Origin of the sequence: Phytobacter diazotrophicus, assembly GCF_052061655.1 — a bacterium.
Lineage (GTDB): Bacteria > Pseudomonadota > Gammaproteobacteria > Enterobacterales > Enterobacteriaceae > Phytobacter > Phytobacter diazotrophicus.
On the sequence record NZ_CM125428.1, the window covers coordinates 431,778 to 450,731 of the forward strand.

16 protein-coding genes and 1 pseudogene are annotated in these 18,954 nt (G+C 54.4%); 7 read left to right on the forward strand and 10 right to left on the reverse strand.

Annotation, left to right across the window (positions count from 1 at the left end; genetic code table 11):
• Positions 1 to 260 precede the first annotated feature (260 nt).
• From aroK to trpS, 7 genes are all read left to right on the forward strand, one after another.
• Positions 261 to 782, forward strand: coding sequence for a shikimate kinase AroK (gene aroK / locus ACS0RQ_RS01975; RefSeq protein ID WP_035892101.1), 522 nt, complete (start codon positions 261 to 263; stop codon positions 780 to 782).
• A 55-nt stretch (positions 783 to 837) separates the two neighbouring features.
• Entirely contained in the window at positions 838 to 1,926 is a 1,089-nt protein-coding gene (gene aroB / locus ACS0RQ_RS01980; RefSeq protein WP_047372833.1) for a 3-dehydroquinate synthase, read from the forward strand.
• A gap of 90 nt (positions 1,927 to 2,016) precedes the next feature.
• Positions 2,017 to 3,339, forward strand: coding sequence for a cell division protein DamX (gene damX / locus ACS0RQ_RS01985; RefSeq protein WP_271849263.1), 1,323 nt, complete (start codon positions 2,017 to 2,019; stop codon positions 3,337 to 3,339).
• A gap of 123 nt (positions 3,340 to 3,462) precedes the next feature.
• Positions 3,463 to 4,284 carry an adenine-specific DNA-methyltransferase gene (gene dam / locus ACS0RQ_RS01990; protein ID WP_041851393.1) on the forward strand — a complete coding sequence of 274 codons (822 nt, stop codon included), beginning with the start codon at positions 3,463 to 3,465 and terminating at the stop codon, positions 4,282 to 4,284.
• Positions 4,285 to 4,363: 79 nt separating this feature from the next.
• On the forward strand, positions 4,364 to 5,041 hold the full coding sequence (gene rpe / locus ACS0RQ_RS01995; protein ID WP_041851394.1) for a ribulose-phosphate 3-epimerase: 678 nt from the start codon (positions 4,364 to 4,366) through the stop codon (positions 5,039 to 5,041).
• Positions 5,034 to 5,795 (forward strand): phosphoglycolate phosphatase, encoded by a 762-nt coding sequence (gph, locus tag ACS0RQ_RS02000; RefSeq protein ID WP_041851395.1) that lies wholly within the window; start codon positions 5,034 to 5,036, stop codon positions 5,793 to 5,795. The genes rpe and gph overlap by 8 nt, the downstream gene beginning before the upstream one ends.
• Positions 5,788 to 6,792 (forward strand): tryptophan--tRNA ligase, encoded by a 1,005-nt coding sequence (gene trpS / locus ACS0RQ_RS02005; protein WP_041851396.1) that lies wholly within the window; start codon positions 5,788 to 5,790, stop codon positions 6,790 to 6,792. The genes gph and trpS overlap by 8 nt, the downstream gene beginning before the upstream one ends.
• 39 nt (positions 6,793 to 6,831) lie before the next feature.
• Here the strand turns inward: trpS and ACS0RQ_RS02010 are convergent.
• From ACS0RQ_RS02010 to nirB, 10 genes and pseudogenes are all read right to left on the reverse strand, one after another.
• Positions 6,832 to 7,817 (reverse strand): annotated as a pseudogene (locus tag ACS0RQ_RS02010) (IS110 family transposase).
• Positions 7,818 to 8,051: 234 nt separating this feature from the next.
• A complete protein-coding gene (locus tag ACS0RQ_RS02015) occupies positions 8,052 to 8,783 on the reverse strand; it encodes a GntR family transcriptional regulator (protein ID WP_041851397.1) in 732 nt (243 codons plus the stop codon).
• 96 nt (positions 8,784 to 8,879) lie between these two features.
• A complete protein-coding gene (gene frlD / locus ACS0RQ_RS02020) occupies positions 8,880 to 9,665 on the reverse strand; it encodes a fructoselysine 6-kinase (protein ID WP_271851109.1) in 786 nt (261 codons plus the stop codon).
• Positions 9,662 to 10,492, reverse strand: a complete 831-nt coding sequence (gene frlC / locus ACS0RQ_RS02025; RefSeq protein ID WP_271851108.1) for a fructoselysine 3-epimerase — start codon at positions 10,490 to 10,492, stop codon at positions 9,662 to 9,664. The genes frlD and frlC overlap by 4 nt, the downstream gene beginning before the upstream one ends.
• Positions 10,493 to 10,542: 50 nt before the next feature.
• Complete coding sequence (gene frlB, locus ACS0RQ_RS02030) at positions 10,543 to 11,565, reverse strand: fructoselysine 6-phosphate deglycase (RefSeq protein WP_041851400.1); 1,023 nt, start codon at positions 11,563 to 11,565, stop codon at positions 10,543 to 10,545.
• Between the two features lie 21 nt (positions 11,566 to 11,586).
• Positions 11,587 to 12,927 carry a fructoselysine/psicoselysine transporter FrlA gene (gene frlA, locus ACS0RQ_RS02035; protein ID WP_271851107.1) on the reverse strand — a complete coding sequence of 447 codons (1,341 nt, stop codon included), beginning with the start codon at positions 12,925 to 12,927 and terminating at the stop codon, positions 11,587 to 11,589.
• Positions 12,928 to 13,678: 751 nt separating this feature from the next.
• The gene (cysG, locus tag ACS0RQ_RS02040) at positions 13,679 to 15,043 is read right to left on the reverse strand and encodes a siroheme synthase CysG (RefSeq protein ID WP_271851106.1); all 1,365 of its coding nucleotides are present in this window, start codon (positions 15,041 to 15,043) and stop codon (positions 13,679 to 13,681) included.
• A gap of 74 nt (positions 15,044 to 15,117) precedes the next feature.
• Positions 15,118 to 15,927, reverse strand: a complete 810-nt coding sequence (gene nirC, locus ACS0RQ_RS02045) for a nitrite transporter NirC (RefSeq protein ID WP_271851105.1) — start codon at positions 15,925 to 15,927, stop codon at positions 15,118 to 15,120.
• A gap of 69 nt (positions 15,928 to 15,996) precedes the next feature.
• Complete coding sequence (gene nirD / locus ACS0RQ_RS02050) at positions 15,997 to 16,323, reverse strand: nitrite reductase small subunit NirD (protein WP_041851404.1); 327 nt, start codon at positions 16,321 to 16,323, stop codon at positions 15,997 to 15,999.
• Positions 16,320 to 18,863 (reverse strand): nitrite reductase large subunit NirB, encoded by a 2,544-nt coding sequence (gene nirB, locus ACS0RQ_RS02055; RefSeq protein WP_271851104.1) that lies wholly within the window; start codon positions 18,861 to 18,863, stop codon positions 16,320 to 16,322. Before nirB ends, nirD begins: the two co-directional genes overlap by 4 nt.
• Between the last annotated feature and the right edge of the window lie 91 nt (positions 18,864 to 18,954).

Consider the following 18,954-nt stretch of genomic DNA (forward strand, 5'->3'; position numbering starts at 1 on the left):
CTCGCTACAGGTGTTTGACGTGAGAGATGATTTAGCTTACAAGGAGTACCGATTTGAGCGTCAGCTATCTCCGTCTTACCATAAGTAGTGTTAACGTCTGGTCGGCAATTTATTCAGTTGCCAAACCAGTCTCAGTACTGAGATAATTTTTGGTCTGACTCTCGCACTATCGCATATGAGGTTTCAGTTCATGTCCGGCTTCGCACGGTGTCTACGGAGCGGATTTATCATCAACGAATAGTCTTAGTAGTACCGAAAAAATGGCAGAGAAACGCAATATCTTTCTGGTTGGGCCTATGGGTGCCGGCAAAAGCACTATTGGGCGTCAGTTAGCTCAACAACTCAATATGGAATTTTACGATTCTGATCAAGAGATTGAGAAACGAACCGGAGCTGATGTGGGCTGGGTCTTCGATGTAGAAGGTGAAGAAGGTTTCCGCGATCGCGAAGAAAAAATCATTAACGAGCTAACGGAAAAACAGGGAATTGTACTGGCAACCGGTGGTGGCTCTGTGAAGTCTCGCGAAACCCGTAATCGTCTCTCCGCCCGTGGCGTAGTGGTTTATCTGGAAACCACTATCGAGAAGCAGCTGGCTCGTACTCAACGTGACAAAAAACGTCCGCTTTTACAGGTGGAAACGCCGCCGCGTGAAGTGCTGGAAGCGCTGGCTGATGAACGCAATCCGCTGTATGAAGAGATTGCCGACGTTACCATTCGCACAGACGATCAGAGCGCGAAAGTCGTCGCAAACCAGATTATTCACATGCTGGAAAGCAACTAATTCTGGCGTAATACACAGGCCTGCGGGTTTAAGCAAATAAGGTGGATGTCGCGTCATGGAGAGGATCACAGTCACTCTCGGGGATCGTAGTTACCCTATCACCATCGCGGCTGGTTTGTTCGACGATCCAGCTTCCTTCTCGCCCCTGAAATCCGGTGACCAGGTCATGCTGGTCACCAATGAAACGCTGGCTCCACTCTATCTCGACAAGATTCGCCATGTACTTGAAACGGCCGGTATCAAAGTCGATAGCGTGGTTTTACCCGATGGTGAGCAGTATAAAAGCCTGACGGTACTGGACTCGGTTTTCACTGCGCTTTTGCAAAAACCGCACGGTCGTGACACAACGCTTGTCGCGCTGGGTGGCGGTGTGGTGGGCGATCTGACCGGTTTTGCCGCAGCCAGCTATCAGCGTGGCGTGCGTTTCATTCAGGTCCCCACAACGTTGCTTTCGCAGGTCGACTCTTCTGTTGGCGGCAAAACGGCGGTAAACCATCCACTGGGCAAAAACATGATTGGCGCGTTCTATCAGCCAGCCTCGGTGGTGGTGGATCTCGACTGCCTGAAAACGCTGCCTGCGCGTGAACTTTCCTCTGGTCTCGCCGAAGTTATCAAATACGGCATCATCCTTGATGGCGCATTTTTTGACTGGCTTGAGCAAAATCTGGACGCGCTGTTGCGTCTGGATGGCCCGGCAATGGCGTACTGTATTCGCCGTTGTTGTGAGCTGAAAGCCGAAGTTGTGGCGGCTGACGAGCGGGAAACAGGCTTACGTGCTTTACTGAATTTGGGGCATACCTTTGGGCATGCCATTGAAGCCGAGATGGGTTACGGCAACTGGTTGCATGGTGAAGCTGTCGCTGCTGGAATGGTGATGGCAGCACGTGCCTCCGAGCGTCTTGGGCAGTTCAGTAAAGATGATACCCAACGCATTATTACCCTGCTTGAGCGCGCAGGTCTGCCGGTTCATGGACCGAAGGAAATGACCGCACAGGCATATATCCCGCACATGCTGCGTGACAAAAAAGTTCTGGCCGGCGAGCTACGTTTGGTGCTCCCGCTGGCAATAGGGAAAAGCGAAGTTCGTGGCGGAGTGTCACAAGACGTTGTACTTGGCGCTATTGCTGATTGTCAGCAGGCGTAATTTATTAGAAAGGTCTTGCTGCGCGTGCGTGGCGTTTAACTTCGGGCGAATGCAATTGTTGTTAGCATGAGCCTTTGAGTGGGGTGTTAAATGGATGAATTCAAACCAGAAGACGAGCTGAAACCCGATCCCAGCGATCGTCGTACTGGTCGTTCTCGTCAATCTTCTGAACGTGTTGATGAGCCGCAGATCAATTTTGATGATGTTGAACTTGATGCTGACGAGCGTCGCCCTTCGAGAACACGTAAGACGCGCGATGATCGCGAAGAATACGCAGAAGAAGATTATGAAGCGGAAGAAAACTCACTGGACGAGGAGCGCGCAGAGCGTCGCCCACGTAAGCGTAAAAAAGCCGCCGCAAAACCTGCATCACGTCAGTACGTGATGATGGGGGTCGGAGTTCTGGTGCTGCTGCTGCTGATTGTCGGCATCGGTTCCGCATTGAAAGCCCCTTCCAGCAACAGTACGGCCCAACAGAGTTCATCTGGCAGCAAAAACATCGACCTTTCGGGGAACGGTGGTGCTGCCGATCAGGCTAATGCCACTCAGCCTGCGCCGGGCACCACCTCTGCAGAACAAACTGCGGGTGCTGCACAGCCGACGACGGGCAATGGTAATGGAGCGCAGGATATTTCCCTGCCGCCCATCTCCTCTACGCCTTCTCAAAGCCAGGCACCTGCAACCACAGGTGCCCAGCAGCGTCTTGAAGTGCAGGGTGATTTGAACAACGCGCTCACTTCGCCGCAAAACCAGGCGCAGATCAACAACGCAGTGGCAAACAGCACGCTGCCGACGGAACCTGCAACCGTTGCGCCAGTACGTAATGGCGGCGGCAATCCGACTCATACCGCAGCAACCGCAGAAAACCATACGGCAACGACTCGCCCGGAACACAAACAAGCGGTTGTCGAACCGAAACCACAGCAGCAGGTTAAACCGCCGGTGGTGAAGGCAGAGCCGAAAGCCGTTGTTCAGGCTCCGGCGGCGCAACCGAAAGTTGTTGCCTCTGAGCCGGTCAAAGCGCCGACCGTGGCCGCGACGACGCCGAAAGCGACAACCAGCACGACTGCACCTGCGGCACCGGCAGCTACTGCTGCTGCACCTGCAGCCAGCGCGAGCGTGGCGACGGGTAACGTGGGCTCACTGAAATCTGCGCCCGCCGACCATTACACGCTGCAGTTGAGCAGTTCTTCTAATTACAACAACCTGAATGCCTGGGCCAAAAAAGAAAATCTGAAAAACTTCGTGGTTTATCAGACAACACGTAATGGCCAGCCGTGGTATGTATTGGTCAGCGGTGTGTATGCCTCTAAGGATGATGCAAAACGCGCCGTTGCTGCACTGCCATCAGATGTTCAGGCTAAGAACCCGTGGGCCAAGCCTATTCATCAGGTACAGGCCGACCTGAAATAATTTCACGTCACAACATCATTCAGGCAGGCCACCCAGGCCTTGCCTGAATGATAACGTGTATAAAGCGCAGGATGCTGTCGGAGCTGTCTCCACAGCCGGAGAGAGTGTAATCAATCATCCAGCATGAAAAAAAATCGCGCTTTTCTGAAATGGGCAGGGGGAAAGTACCCTCTGCTTGCCGATATTGAACGACATTTGCCAAAAGGCGAATGCCTGATCGAACCCTTCGTTGGTGCTGGCTCGGTATTTCTCAATACTTCATTTTCCCGTTACATTCTTGCAGATATCAACAGCGATCTGATTGGCCTTTATAACATCGTCAAAGAACGCGCGGATGAATATGTTCAGGGTGCACGGGAGCTCTTTACGCCTGCGACGAACCAGTCGGAAACTTATTATCAGTTGCGCACTGAGTTTAACCAGAGCCAGGATCTTTTCCGGCGCGCGCTGTTATTCTTGTACCTTAACCGCCATGGCTATAACGGCCTGTGTCGTTACAATCTGCGCGGCGAATTTAACGTACCCTTTGGCCGCTACAAAAAACCGTACTTCCCGGAAGCTGAGTTGTACCATTTCGCGGAAAAGGCGCAAAATGCCTTCTTCTATTGCGAATCCTATGCCGAGAGCATGGCGCGTGCGGATGCGAATTCGGTGGTCTATTGCGATCCGCCTTATGCTCCGCTCTCAGCCACGGCGAACTTTACGGCGTACCATACGAATAGCTTTACCCTGGAGCAACAGGCCCATCTGGCGGCCATTGCCGAGAGCCTCGTGAATAACCGGATCCCGGTACTGATTTCCAACCACGACACCGCGCTGACGCGTGAGTGGTATAGCCAGGCGAAACTGCACGTTGTGAAAGTACGACGCAGTATCAGCAGCAACGGTGGGACACGTAAAAAGGTGGATGAACTGCTGGCGCTCTATCGCCCGGCAACTGTCTGAGCCAGTGCGGCTTCGCCGTCAGAAATGCGTTTGTCTACACCCTGTAAAATGAATGTAGATTCTTCTCAAGGAGATGCGGATGACACAGTATTTGATCGCCCCCTCGATTCTGTCGGCTGATTTTGCCCGTCTGGGTGAGGACACTGCCAGTGCGCTGGCTGCCGGTGCGGATGTGGTTCACTTCGATGTAATGGACAATCACTATGTACCGAACCTGACCATTGGACCGATGGTACTGAAATCGTTGCGTAAGTACGGTATTACGGCGCCGATTGACGTGCATCTGATGGTGAAACCGGTTGATCGTCTGGTGCCGGATTTCGCCGCCGCCGGGGCAAGCATTATTACGTTCCATCCGGAAGCTTCTGAGCATGTTGATCGTACGCTGCAATTGATCAAAGAGAACGGCTGTAAAGCCGGTCTGGTATTTAACCCTGCCACGCCGCTGAGTTATCTGGATTATGTCATGGATAAGCTGGATGTCATTTTGCTAATGTCAGTGAACCCGGGCTTCGGCGGTCAATCCTTCATTCCACATACGCTTGATAAACTGCGCGAAGTACGCCGTCGGATTGATGAATCCGGTTTGGATATTCGCCTGGAAGTGGATGGCGGTGTGAAGGTCAGCAACATCGCTGAAATAGCTGCCGCAGGTGCAGATATGTTTGTGGCGGGCTCGGCGATTTTTGATCAGCCGGATTACAAAAAAGTCATTGATGAAATGCGCAGTGAATTGGCAAAGGTAAGTCATGGATAAAATGCAGGTAATTCGTGGGATAGCCTTTGACCTCGACGGTACGCTGGTGGACAGCGCGCCGGGGCTGGCGGCAGCGGTAGATAACGCATTATATGCGCTGGAACTGCCTCAGGCGGGTGAAGATCGGGTCATCACCTGGATTGGTAATGGCGCAGATGTGCTGATGTCACGCGCTCTGACCTGGTCGCTGCAGGAGCGCAACGCGCAACGCGCTGCGTCCGGTAAACCGGCGATTAACCATGCGGATATTCCTCAGGAAGAGCAGGCCGTGATGCTGCGTAAGCTGTTTGACCGCTACTACGCTGAGTCGGTGGAAGAGGGCAGTTTTCTGTTCCCTGATGTGGCCCATACGCTGGCTGCACTGCACGAAAAAGGTTTCCCGCTGGCGCTGGTCACCAACAAGCCTACGCCATTTGTTGCTCCGCTCCTTGAAACGCTGGGTATTGCGCACTATTTCAGCGTGGTCATCGGTGGTGACGACGTGAAAAACAAAAAGCCGCATCCGGAACCGCTGCTGTTGGTGGCGGAAAAGCTGGGTCTGGCGCCGAACGAATTGCTGTTCGTTGGCGATTCTCGTAATGATATTCTCGCCGCCCAGGCTGCTGGCTGTTGCTCTGTCGGCATGACCTATGGTTACAATTACGGCGAAGCCATTACATTGAGTGAGCCGGACTACGTGTATGACCGCTTCAACGAACTACTGCCCGCACTCGGGCTCCCGCACAGTGAAAATCAGGACGTGAAACATGACTAAACCCATCGTATTTAGTGGCGCACAGCCTTCAGGTGAATTGACCATTGGTAACTACATGGGTGCGCTGCGTCAGTGGGTAAACATGCAGGATGACTACCATTGCATCTATTGCATCGTTGACCTGCATGCCATCACCGCGCGTCAGGATCCTGAAAAACTGCGCAAAGCGACCCTGGACACGCTGGCGCTCTATCTGGCATGCGGTATCGATCCTGAGAAAAGTACCATTTTCGTTCAGTCACACGTGCCGGAACATGCACAGTTGGGATGGGCGCTGAACTGCTACACCTATTTCGGCGAACTGAGCCGTATGACCCAGTTCAAGGATAAATCAGCGCGTTACTCCGAAAACATTAACGCCGGTCTGTTCGATTATCCGGTACTGATGGCGGCGGATATTCTGCTGTACCAGACCAATCAGGTTCCGGTCGGCGAAGACCAGAAACAGCACCTGGAGCTGAGCCGCGACATCGCCCAGCGTTTTAACGCGATCTACGGCGACGTCTTCAAAGTGCCGGAGCCGTTCATTCCGAAATCCGGCGCGCGCGTGATGTCCCTGCTGGAACCGACGAAGAAAATGTCCAAGTCTGACGATAACCGCAATAACGTTATCGGCCTGCTGGAAGATCCGAAATCAGTGGTGAAGAAAATCAAACGTGCGATGACCGACGGTGACGAGCCACCGGTCGTGCGCTACGACATTCAGAACAAAGCGGGCGTTTCTAACCTGCTGGATATTCTCTCTGCCGTAACCGGCCAGAGCATTCCGGAACTTGAGCAGCACTTCGAAGGTAAAATGTATGGTCATCTGAAAGGCGAAGTCGCGGACGCCGTGTCCGGTATGTTGACGGAGCTGCAGGCGCGTTATCACCGCTATCGCGATGACGAAGCGTTTTTGCAGAAGATCATGAAAGAGGGCGCGGAAAAAGCCAGCGCCCGTGCGTCTGAAACGCTGAAAAAAGTCTACGAAGCTATTGGGTTCGTGGCGAAGCCGTAAGTCTACGAACCCTTCACCCTAACCATAAGGTAGATACTGTTATGCCGCGCAAGCATTTCCCTGATGTAACGTGGCATCGAACGGGCGTCCTGACTTCAGGACGCCATAGGCAACCTGCGCCAGTTTCCTCATCATCGCCCCGATTATCAGCTTCGCATTCTTCCCGTTCTTCTCCAGCCGTTCCCTGAACACCCGACCCCATTCCGTTTTGTACAGCGTCACCATCGCTGGCATGTACAGCGCACGACGCAGCGACGCATGGCCCAGTTTACTCATCCTGCTCACCCGCCTGATACTGCTGCCTGATTCATGTTGCCGGGGCGTCAGACCTGCATACGCCGCGAACTGCCTCGCCTCCCTGAACCTGTCTTTCAGTCCCACATAAGCCAGCAGCACCGCTGCGGTTTTCGGGCCTATGCCCGGGATACTGTCCAGCAGTTTGCGCCGCTGTTTCATATCCGGGTCATCATCCGTCAGGTCTTTTATCTGTTTTTCAAGACGTTTCAGTTCCGTCTCCAGCCACAGCAGATGCATGTCTATGCTCGGCAACTGAACCTCACGCGCGCTTTCCCGCCGGTTCTGCTCCTGTACATGCATCTCTGTCAGCGCCTGATGCCGCAGCACCAGCGCCCGCAGGGCACGTTCAACCGGATGGGGGCTTCCCATATCGCCGGGCGTTTCTCCCGGCAAAAATATGCCAGCTGGCGGGCATCCACCGTATCGGTTTTGCTGCGTATTCCCTGGCTCTGAACGAACGCTTTGCTGAGCATCGGATTGATAACAGAGACCTGATATCCTGCGTCAGAGAGATGAGCGGCGACATCTTCCATATACGTCCCGGTCGCTTCCATGCAGATATGGGCATTGCTGACCTGATGTCCCTGCAACCAGCTGACGAGCTCGTCATGCCCTCCGGGGGTGTTGGCAAATTTTTTGCTGCGGTGACGGCCATCAGGCCGCAACATATCGACATCGAGTTTAGCTTTGGCAACATCAATGCCGATAAAGTGAAGTTCGTGCTCCATAGTGTAACCCTCCTTGCAAATGCGGGGTACCGGGTAATCCGGTCCATGATACTGTTCGGTTTATCACTTGTGGATAACGGTGGTCCGGTGCGGGGATCTACGATACAGACTCAAAGTCTGAGCCCGGATACGGCATCCGGACCACCACCAGAGAGAACTGGCCGGTTATCTCTGGATTTTTTAATAATACAAGCCCGGATAAGGCGTCTTTACGCCGCATCCGGGATGTTCTGGCTACGCGTGCTGGTTATCAATCGTTAGCGTAATACGGTTCGCGCGGCAGAAAAGCTCGGAAACATGGACTGGTTTACTGTTTTGATCGAAGGCGATTTTGCTGATGCGAAACAGCGGCTCGCCCAGTTCGCACTTAAGCCACTGCACCTGTGAACGGGTAGCGGCGAAAATATCGATCGTCTTTTTGTCGCTCACTACCCGCGTGTCAAAATGTTTTTGAAATAGCTGATAGGTTGATTCTCCCTCGCTGTAATACGCGTCAAATTGCGGATAGCGTGACAGCGGGATCCATGAGCTGTCGATAAATAGCGGTTCCTTGTCCAGATACATCACCCGGCTTAAGTGGAAAACTTCGCTATTACCCGGAATGTTCAGCTTTTCGCAAAACGGCGCGGCAGAGATACGCGCCTGTTCAATCACCTTTTCTTTCGTCGGTTTGCCCTGCGAGACGCCAAAATCGGTAAAGCCGCTGACGGTCAGCAAGGCATTTTCCACCTTCTGGCTTTGTACAAACGTTCCTTTCCCCTGCCAGCGAATCAACACCCCATCTGCCACCAGATCGCTTATGGCCTTGCGGATCGTGATCCTGCTGACGTTGTACTGCGCGCACAGTTCACTTTCGGTGGGGATCTGTTGTCCGGCTTTGTAGACGCCCTGGGCAATGTCATCCAGCAGGCGCTGGCGAACCGTGGCGTAGAGCAGTTGGTGAGAATAGCGGTCCGTAGCTGGCATGGCTCAACCCTGAAAAGAATGGAATAGGGGAATTATAGGGTTGTTTATCAGCGAGTAACAGAGCGCTGGCATGATGCGGCTCATGCCAGCACAGTATTACCATGCGCCATGGTATTGAATGGTACGCGCCGCGCTGAATGTACCCTGCTCCATCGCCACAGTCAGCGGCCTGCCGCAGGCCACAGCGCAGAGGAAGCCTGCAATAAACGAGTCCCCTGCGCCCATGGTATCGATGACATCAACGCAAGCCGCGGCCTGGCGGTAAAACTGCTCGCCATCCCAGGCGATGCTGCCATTTTCACCCAACGTGACGACAGCGATGCCTGCGCCGTGCGCAACTATCGCCTGCATACGCTCCCTTAACGCCGTGTCCTCCTGCGGCGCCGAGGCGAAGGCAAAATCGAGATGCGGCGGCAGGGTTTGCCAGAGCGGGCTGTCCCATTTATCGGCAAAGTCAAAAGCCGTCAGCTTGCCCGCCGCATATAGCCGGGGAAAGGCGCTTTCAGCGTGGCCCCAGATAGCGGAGTGAATAATGTCATAGCCATCAAGCCAGGCAAAATCACTCTCCTGCAGAGTGAAATCTGCCATGACACCTTCGGTATAGTCGCCCAGCACCCGATCATTACCTTTCAGCTCTACCTGCGTTTGCGCGGTGACGCCGCGTTTGACATGCACATGGCTGGTGTCGACCCCCATCTTTGCCAGGTCGTCCTTTAACATCCGACCATAGTCGTCTTCGCCAACCCATGTCACGCAGCCAGGCTGCATGCCGTAACGGGTGCTGTAAACCGCTACATTCACCGCATTGCCGCCGGAAAAGGCTTTACCGAGATGCGGATAGATGTCGACACAGTTATCGCCAATGGTCGCCAGCCGTTTCATGCGCTTTCCTCCGGCAGCAACGCGCGAAAGCGCTCCAGCGCCTGACGGGCAAAGAGACGCGGCTCGTTCATGTACATGGTCACCAGCTCGATCGTGCAATAACCGTTGTAGCCGCTGGTGATAACGTCGCGCATCAGCTCCCGCAGCGGCATTTTGCCTTCACCGGGGATGTAGTGGCTGTCGCTTGCGCCGTCGCTGTCGACGATATGCAAATGGCGAAGTTTATTCCCCAACTTATTGAAGTAACTCATCACCGGTTCGCTTTGCACCCAGGGGGCGCAGATATCAATCATGCTGTACAGGCGTGGCGAGGGGACAAGCGAGAAAGCGCGTAGTACGTCATTGGCATTGCAGACCACATTGGACTCATAGGGCGTAAGCGGTTCGAGCACCAGATCCATTTCAACGTCCTGCGCATACTCGCACAGTTCGTGCAGGTTATCGGCCAGACGCTGCCAGATAACATCCGGTGTGGTCAGATAGCCGGCATGGGCAGCGGAAATCAATGTGAAGCCTGCGCCCATCTCTTTGGCCATATCCATCGCCAGTTTGATCATATCCAGGCTTTCGCGGCGCATCCGTTCATCGCCCAGCATCATATTCCACGGGTAGCCGTTGGTCTCTGGCGTGTAGCCGATAATGGGCAACTGGTATGTGCGGGCGAGTGCTTTGATTTGCTTAATCCCGCCCGCTTTCAAATCGGGGGCGAAAGCGTGGGGACGCCCGCCCCACAATTCGATACCGTCATAGCCCAGCTCATGCGCGTCGCGAAACGCCTCTTCCACCGGTAAACGCTGGTGACCGCAGGTAAACATGCCTGTTTTCATTGCTCTGCTCCTTTTAAGGAAAACCGGCCCGGTCGGGCCGGATAGCGAAATCAATACTCCACAAGGCCGCCGTAATAGCGACGATCATCTGGGTTGTGATCTTTGTAAATCGACAGGTAGTAGCAGAGCCACTCCATTGGCACGAACATCAAGAAGGGTGCCAGCCATGGGTGCAGGCCCTGGGCAATGTCGGCGTAATCAATCACAATGACGTTATCGGTACGCTCTTTGACGAAGCGGATGGCACGCTCAGTGGTGTGGCGGCTTTCGTCATTGCCGAGCAGGAACAGGAAGGGGACGCCAGGCTCCACCACTTCAAGTGGGCCGTGGCGGAATTCCCCGCTCTCAATAACCGAGCCGTGTGTCCACGTAAACTCCATCAGGGTGACAATCCCTTCCTTGTAGCCCAGCGGGCGCAGCGGGCCGGCGGAAACGGTGTAGATCATCGGCCATGAGCTTGCCTGCTCGCCAAGCTGACGACCTTTCTCTTCCCAGTTACGCACCAGGTAGCCCAGTGCCTGCGGCAGTTTCTGCAGATCGGTTTTGATTTTGCCGATTTCCGCATGCGGCGCGAGGCGGGTCACCATCTCCAGTACCACGCTGTAGCAGAGCAGCAGATGGATTTCCCAGATGCAGTCGGCCTGGTAGTCCACAACATACTCCACCGGGACGGTGATCGGGCTGTCCGGTTTTTTAGTAAAGGCAGCGGTCAGTGCGCCACAGGCGCGCCCTAGCTCCAGCGCTTTAATGACCTCTTCGGTTTTGCCGTAATCCGATACCCCTATCACCGCGCAGCGGTTGTCCAGGCGGTGCGGGGTGTTATCGCAAAACTCCCAGCCAGACATCGCGTAAACCTGTAAATCGGAATAACGATCCGCAAGATGCTTCGCCGTTTGCGCAGCATTGAGCGGCGAGCCACAGGCCACGAAATAGATCCGGTCAATGCCGCGACGCAGCATTTCATCAACGATGCCGTGAACGCGGGGAACATCCTGTTGCAGAACTTTCTCCACTTCCGACACCATATTTTCGGTAACCAGGAAATCCACGGTGCTTTTATCAATATCCAACATGTAACGTTTCTCCAGACGGGTTTACGAAAGTGCGGCCAGCCGACGATTGCGCTTTTTCCAGAAGGCATAAGCGGGCAGACCGGTGGCGATAACGATCAGGGCGCAGATCAGACCAGGAATAGGCGCCCAGACAAAGGTAGAGGCGACGAGGATCAGGCTTGAGCAGATGGCAAGGAACGTCATCAGGCCAAACAGAGGTGTGCGCCAGAGCGGTTTGTAGTCGTCGCGTTTGCGACACCAGATAATCGAGCCGAAGGTGAGGGTGTTTTTGAAGCACATCACCAGCGTGAAGTAGCCAAGCAGGCTGGTCAGATCGGAGACGAAGATGAAGAAGATCCCGAGCGCTCCCTGCAAAATAATTGATACATCCGGGGTGTTGTATTTCGGGTGAACATGGGCGAAGCATTTGAAAAATAGCTTGTCCTTCGCCATCGCATACTCCAGACGCGGCTGGTACATCACGCAACTGGAAAGCGAGCCAAGAATAACGATCATCGCAGTGATCGCCACGAAGATACCCGCCATGCTGCCCAGCGCCGGAATATAGGTCAGGGCGTCGGAGATGGGCGTTTCGGAGGCCGCCAGTTTTTCAAAAGGCATCAGACCGGAAATAACCAGCGCTAGCAGGGAGTAGAGCACCAGAACCAGCAGGCAGGAGCCAATCAATGCGCGCGGCATGGTCTTGCCGGGGTTTTTGATTTCGCCGGTCATATAGCAGATGGAGGCCATACCGGTATAAGACCAACTGGTGGCCGATACGCCCGCCAGCAGTGCCATAATGCCGGAGGCCGCAGTAACGGTGGCCGTAGTTTCTGGCGCGGCGAAGTTGTCGGTTTTGAACCAGAAAATGCCAATGCCGATAACGATGGTGAAGGGAATAATCTTGGCGATGGTGATCAGCGTCTGGAAGGCGGCGCCGCCCTCAACGGAGCGCAGATGCAGCAGCATAAACAGGATGATTAACGTCGTTGCCACCAGCTTGCCGGTGAGCGGATCGAGCGGCATCAGGAAGCCGAGATTACTGACCACCGCGAGCGCCATAATCGATAATGAGGGGGCATCGTTGGCCCAGAAGCTGGCCCAGCCGGAGAGAAAGGCCAGCGGACGGCTGCCCGCATTTTTCAGATAAATATAATCCGCGCCGTTTTCAGGGTAGGCGGTTGAGAGTTCGGCGTAGACACACATTTGTGGAATGACGATCAGACCGCCAATCACAAAGGCGAGTACGGTTAACCACGGCGATCCTGCCGCTTTTGCAACTTCTCCCACTGAAACGAAAATACCGGAACCGACGGTTGTCCCGACGGCGATAGCGAGCACGGCCCAGAAGCCGAGCTTGCGTTGAAGTTCCTGGCTTTCCATATCAATACCTTTCTTAGAATGTTGTATGTAGGGTCAAAAGGGTGTCGCCTGAAATCCGCCGACAGCCAACGGCTTATTTCAGTATATGACGACACATAATCAATATAACAACACATGATGAATTGTATTGGCGAGAGAGATCACAAATTTGCGACGAGAGAGCAATCGTGACGCTATATGATGTTTAATTTATTGATTTTAATATTTAAATAATCCGGGTGCGTTCCGGAATTATGGAGTTGGGCTGCCGGGACGCCCGGATGCGGCGCAAGCGCCTATCCGGGTTACGACCGGTTTTCTCCCTCTCCCCCAGGAGAGGGACGGGGTAAGGGGAATATGCGGCACAGGAGGAGGGTTCCGTTCCCCTTATGTTCATGGCGAAATGGACCTCCCGAACACGTGAACGGGTAAAGGGGAACACCGCGTTCCCCTTTACAATCCCCGCGGCCCCGCAAAAAATCGGTGCTTCGCACTGCGTTCGCCTCCCGTCCCGCTGCCTGCGGTCGGTTTGACTCGACGTCCTGTCTCGACAAACCTCAGTCCGCCATCCCTGGCGGCCTGCCCTTGTCATCGGGTCTTCGTCTCACCGATTTCAGCGGGGACTCAACCCCCTCGCTGTACGCTCTGCGCCATGGGGCACAAAGATGTCGCTGTGGTTGTCATGTGGGGAAATGAGTCAGCCGTGACTAATAAGGTTGAAGACGTTCACAGTATCTACCTCTGTGAAATGACTAACCTGTGGAAGGAAATGTTAAAACCACTTTAGCTTGTCGCGCAGGGCGACGACGCGGCCAACGATGATAAGCGCCGGGCTTTCGACCTGCCGGGCCAGTTCACCCAGCTCCGTCAAAACTCCGCTGACGACACGCTGTTTTACCGAGGTACCGTTTTCTACCAGCGCGACGGGCATATCTGCCTGCATGCCGTGCTCAATCAATTTTTCCTGAATGGTCGCCGCCTGGTTCAGCCCCATATAGAAGACTAGCGTCTGTTTTTCTGCCGCCAGATTTGCCCAGTCCAGTTCGCCGCCGGTTTTTAAATGCCCCGTGACCAGGCGTACGCTCTGGGCATAATCCCTGTGGGTTAACGGAATGCCGGAGTAAGCAGAACACCCTGAGGCTGCGGTAATGCCTGGGACAACCGAAAAGGGAATACCTGCATGGCACAGGGTTTCCAGCTCTTCACCGCCGCGTCCGAAGATAAACGGATCGCCCCCTTTCAGGCGCACTACACGTTTGCCCTGTTGCGCTTCGTGCAGCAGAATCTGATTAATCTCTTCCTGCGGCACACAGTGATAACCCGCGCGTTTGCCAACAAACACCCGGTCGGCATCGCGACGTACCAGATTCATGATTTCATCTGAGACCAGGCGGTCATACACCACCACATCGGCTTGCTGGATCTGTTGCAGTCCTTTGAGCGTCAACAAACCGGCATCGCCCGGGCCTGCGCCGACCAGCACCACTTCGCCACGATGATCCAGCGGCTCGGCAAGCAGTTGCCCGGTAATGGCTTCAACAGCCGGAGAATCCTGATTTGCCAGCGACTGTGCGAGACGGTCATTAACAAACAGTTTTTCCCAGAAGCGTCGGCGTTCGGCAACGCTGGCAAAGTGCTCTTTTACGCGGCGACGCAATTTGCCAGCATAGCTGGCAACGTACCCAAGATGCTGGGGAAGAACCGATTCAAGTTTTTCACGCAGCAGACGCGCCAGCACCGGAGAGGTACCGCCGGAAGAGACGGCAACCATCAATGGAGAACGGTCAATAATCGAGGGCATGATGAAGCTCGCCTGCTTCGGCGCATCCACCACGTTACAGAAGATACGGCGGGATTCCGCCGCGTCGCTGACCCGTTGGTTAACCGCTTCATCATCGGTCGCGGCAATCACCAGCCAGCAAGGGTCGAGCAGGCGCTCGTCGAAACCGCCTTCTACCAGCGTCAGCATCCCTTCGTTCGCCCACACATGAAACTGGGGAACGAAGGTGAGTGAGTTAACGGTAAGCCGTGCACCAGCATCCATCAAAAGTCGGGCTTTACGTTCGGCAACATCCCCGCCGCCTACCAGCAGGCAGGCGCGGTCGCGTAATTGACAAAAAATGGGTAAATGGTCCACGACATCACCTCAAATACACATCATTCTGCGAGCCGCAGGTGCGTTGCCTGCAACTCGAATTATTTGTGTCTTTATTAATGGGTTGTTATTGGTTGGCTCTTCGCTGTCTGGGTTGCAGACGGACGCTCCGCTTTCGGCGTAGCATACCAGTAACCCAGGCCCATAAACACGGCACCGGAGAAAGTATTGCCCAGGGTTACCCACAACAGGTTATGACCAATTCCAGAGAGGGTATACGCTTCGCTGTGGTGACCAAACCACGAGAGGGCAAACAGCGTCATGTTGGCAACGGAGTGCTCGTAGCCAGAGGCGATAAAGGCCAGCAGACACCACCAGATAGCGAGGAATTTTGCGGCGCCTTCGGTACGAATCGCCATCCAGATTGACAGGCAAACCAGCCAGTTACACAGCGCGCCTTTAAAGAACAGCACGCCTGCGGGCGCGTTGGTTTTGGCCAGTGCAACGGTATGCACAAGGCTGGTATCCAGCGGCAGTAAGCTACCGCCACCCCAGTTATACAGCAGCGCAACCAGAACGGAACCTAACAGATTACCCAGCCAGGTTTGCGGCAGAATGGTCCACATCTGGCCCTGGGTGATAGTGCCTGCTTTCACACCGAGAGTCAGGAACATGGTATGGCCGGTAAAGAGTTCGGACCCTGCGATGATAACCAGTGTTAAGGCGATACCGAACGTTGCGCCCATCACTAGCGGACGCACTGACGGGTCAAGTAAGTTACCGAGGGTAAAAATCAAAATAATCCCTAAGCCCACATAAGCGCCAGCCATAGCGGAGCTTATCCAGAAACCCACAGGATTATTTGTCGAGAGGCGTGCAATGCGTGCAGCGTTAGCCGCACACTTATTAATGGTGTCTGTAAACATAGCGTTGATTACCCAAAGTTAAAAAAGAAAAAGGTTTAAAAAGCGGGGGCATTGCACCCCCACTGAAAATTACGCTTTAAGTTGCACCACACCGTCTTTAACCCGCGCGTCGAAATGGTCGACAGAGCGGCTTTCATCTTCAAGGCACATGCCGTCACGCAGGCGGAAACGCTGTTTTTTCAGCGGGCTGGCGACCCACAACTCCCCGTTGTGCTCGGCAATCAGGCCGCGCGACAGCACGCTTGCCTGAAAGAACGGGTCGATATTGCTGATCGCGTAAACCTGGTCATCGTGGCGCGGGCGGAAAATGGCCACCTGTTTGCCATTCAGCAGGGCACAGACGCCGGTTGCCGGGACGATATCGTCAATTTTGCAGATAGTGTTCCACTGGCTCATACGGTTTCCTCCACCATTTTGACCGGGATACGTTCATATGGCGTTGCCGGACGATGTTGCTCGCGTTCTGCCACAACCTGAACGTTCGGGTCGCGTTTGTCACTGTTGATAAAGTGTTTGAAGCGAACCTGTGCCTGCGGGTTGTTGACGGTTTCTGTCCATTCGCAGATAACAGCGTCGCGCAGGCGCGCCATTTCGGCTTCAAGCTGGTCGTTCAGACCCAGTTTGTTGTCGATGATGACGCTTTTGAGGTAAGCGATGCCGCCTTCCAGATTATCCAGCCAGGAGGCCGTACGGGTCAGTTTGTCGGCCGTGCGGATATAGAACATCATGAAACGGTCGAGGTATTTGAGCAGGGTTTCACGGTCGAGATCCGCCGCCAGCAAATCCGCATGGCGTGGTTTCATCCCACCGTTGCCGCAAACATACAAGTTCCAGCCTTTTTCAGTAGCGATAATGCCTACATCTTTACCCTGTGCTTCGGCACATTCACGGGTACAGCCGGAAACGCCAAACTTCATTTTGTGCGGAGTGCGGATGCCTTTGTAGCGGTTTTCCAGCTCAACGCCGAAGCCCACGCTGTCGCCCACGCCGTAGCGGCACCAGGTGCTGCCGACGCAGGTTTTCGCCATTCGCAGCGCTTTAGCATACGCGTGACCCGTTTCGAAGCCTGCTTCAATCAACTGACGCCAGATTTCCGGCAGATCGTCTTTTTGCGCACCAAACAGGCCAATACGCTGCGAGCCGGTGATTTTGGTGTAAAGATTAAATTCGCGGGCGATACGGCCTACTTCCATCAGCCCTTCCGGGGTGATTTCGCCACCGGCAGATCGCGGGATAACGGAGTAGGTGCCGTCTTTTTGGATGTTTGCCAGGAAGTTGTCGTTGGTATCCTGCAGCGGCGTGTGCTGCGGTTTCAGAATGTATTCGTTCCAGCAGGAGGCCAGCAGAGAACCCACGGTCGGTTTACACACCTCACAACCGTAGCCTTTGCCATATTTCGCCAGCAATTCGTCGAAAGATTTAATGCCTTCAACGCGAATCAGGTGATACAGCTCCTGACGAGAGTAGGCGAAGTGTTCACACAGGTTATTGGTGACTTCGATGCCCTGCTTCGCCAGCTCGGCGTTCAGCACCTGGGTGACCAGCGGAATACAGCCACCGCAGCCAGTACCGGCTTTGGTTTCTGCTTTCAGTGCGGCAACGGTGTGGCAGCCTTTGTTGATGGCGGCGACCAGCATGCCTTTGGTGACGTCGAAGCAGGAACAGATTTGTGCGCTGTCCGGTAGTTTATCCACGCCGATAGACGGTTTGCCGCTGCTGGCGTGTGCTGGCAGGATCAAGGCATCCGGGTTTTCCGGTAGTTCAATAGCGTTCAGCACCAGTTGCAACAGGTTGCCGAAGTCGCTGGTGTCACCCACCAGTACCGCGCCGAGCAGGGTTTTGTTGTCAGGGCTAACGATAAGGCGTTTGTAGACTTCTTTGCTTTCGTCGAGGTAAACGTAGCTGCGAGCGCCCGGCGTGCGACCATGCGCATCGCCGATACCGCCAACGTCCACGCCCAGCAGTTTCAGCTTGGCGCTCATGTCTGCACCCGCAAAGGCGTTAGCATTGCCGAGGATATGATCCACGGCGACCTGCGCCATTTTGTAGCCCGGTGCGACCAGACCGTACACATGGCTATTCCAGCTCGCACATTCGCCAATCGCGTAGATATCCGGGTCAGAGGTCTGACAGGTGTCGTTAATCACGATACCGCCACGCTGCGCGACATCCAGCCCACATTGGGTCGCCAGTTTGTCGCGCGGGCGAATACCGGTTGAGAAGACGATAAAGTCGACTTCCAGCTCGGTACCGTCGGCAAAGCGCATGGTTTTACGCGCGTTTGTCCCTTCCTGGACGATCTCTTTGGTGTTTTTGCTGGTGTGCACACGCACGCCCATGCTTTCTATCTTGCGTTTAAGCTGTTCACCACCCATCTGATCGAGCTGTTCAGCCATCAGCATGGGAGCAAATTCAATAACGTGTGTTTCAACGCCGAGGTTTTTCAGTGCGCCGGCGGCTTCCAGACCGAGCAGGCCACCGCCGACCACTGCACCACGTTTGCTGCGACGAGCGCAGGACTCGATGGCGTTGAGGTCTTCAATGGTGCGGTAAACAAAGCAATCCTGGGTTTCGGAGCCTTTAATGGGCGGGATCCACGGGTAAGAGCCAGTCGCCATGATCAGTTTGTCATAATAGACGGTACGACCGGCGCTGGAGTGGATCACTTTCTCCTGGCGGTTGATGGTAATCGCACGTTCGCCAACGAGAACATTAACGCCGTGCTTTTCGTAGTAACCTTCACGTACCAGCGACAGTTCTTCCGCAGTATGATGCGAAAAGTAGGAAGACAGGTGAACGCGATCGTAGGCTTTACGGGGTTCTTCACAAAAAACGGTAATATCGAACTGGCTGGCATCTGCTTTATCGAGGAGATCCTCAATAAAACGGTGGCCGACCATGCCGTTACCGATTATAGCGAGTTTGACTTTGCTCATTTTTGCCTCGATTTCTTTTCTATTACTGCCTACCTTAACGATTCAGCCCTGGCACTTATTGATGCAGGTCAAATACATCTTCACCTACCAC

Coding starts and splice junctions, on each gene's coding strand:
- gph (WP_041851395.1), top strand. CDS start 5,034: ATGGATAAAATGCAGGTAATTCGTGGGATAGCCTTTGACCTCGACGGT.
- frlC (WP_271851108.1), bottom strand. CDS start 10,492: ATGAAAACAGGCATGTTTACCTGCGGTCACCAGCGTTTACCGGTGGAA.
- frlB (WP_041851400.1), bottom strand. CDS start 11,565: ATGTTGGATATTGATAAAAGCACCGTGGATTTCCTGGTTACCGAAAAT.
- frlA (WP_271851107.1), bottom strand. CDS start 12,927: ATGGAAAGCCAGGAACTTCAACGCAAGCTCGGCTTCTGGGCCGTGCTC.
- nirD (WP_041851404.1), bottom strand. CDS start 16,323: ATGAGCCAGTGGAACACTATCTGCAAAATTGACGATATCGTCCCGGCA.
- rpe (WP_041851394.1), top strand. CDS start 4,364: ATGACACAGTATTTGATCGCCCCCTCGATTCTGTCGGCTGATTTTGCC.
- frlD (WP_271851109.1), bottom strand. CDS start 9,665: ATGAAACGGCTGGCGACCATTGGCGATAACTGTGTCGACATCTATCCG.
- aroK (WP_035892101.1), top strand. CDS start 261: ATGGCAGAGAAACGCAATATCTTTCTGGTTGGGCCTATGGGTGCCGGC.
- nirB (WP_271851104.1), bottom strand. CDS start 18,863: ATGAGCAAAGTCAAACTCGCTATAATCGGTAACGGCATGGTCGGCCAC.
- nirC (WP_271851105.1), bottom strand. CDS start 15,927: ATGTTTACAGACACCATTAATAAGTGTGCGGCTAACGCTGCACGCATT.
- aroB (WP_047372833.1), top strand. CDS start 838: ATGGAGAGGATCACAGTCACTCTCGGGGATCGTAGTTACCCTATCACC.
- damX (WP_271849263.1), top strand. CDS start 2,017: ATGGATGAATTCAAACCAGAAGACGAGCTGAAACCCGATCCCAGCGAT.
- ACS0RQ_RS02015 (WP_041851397.1), bottom strand. CDS start 8,783: ATGCCAGCTACGGACCGCTATTCTCACCAACTGCTCTACGCCACGGTT.
- trpS (WP_041851396.1), top strand. CDS start 5,788: ATGACTAAACCCATCGTATTTAGTGGCGCACAGCCTTCAGGTGAATTG.
- dam (WP_041851393.1), top strand. CDS start 3,463: ATGAAAAAAAATCGCGCTTTTCTGAAATGGGCAGGGGGAAAGTACCCT.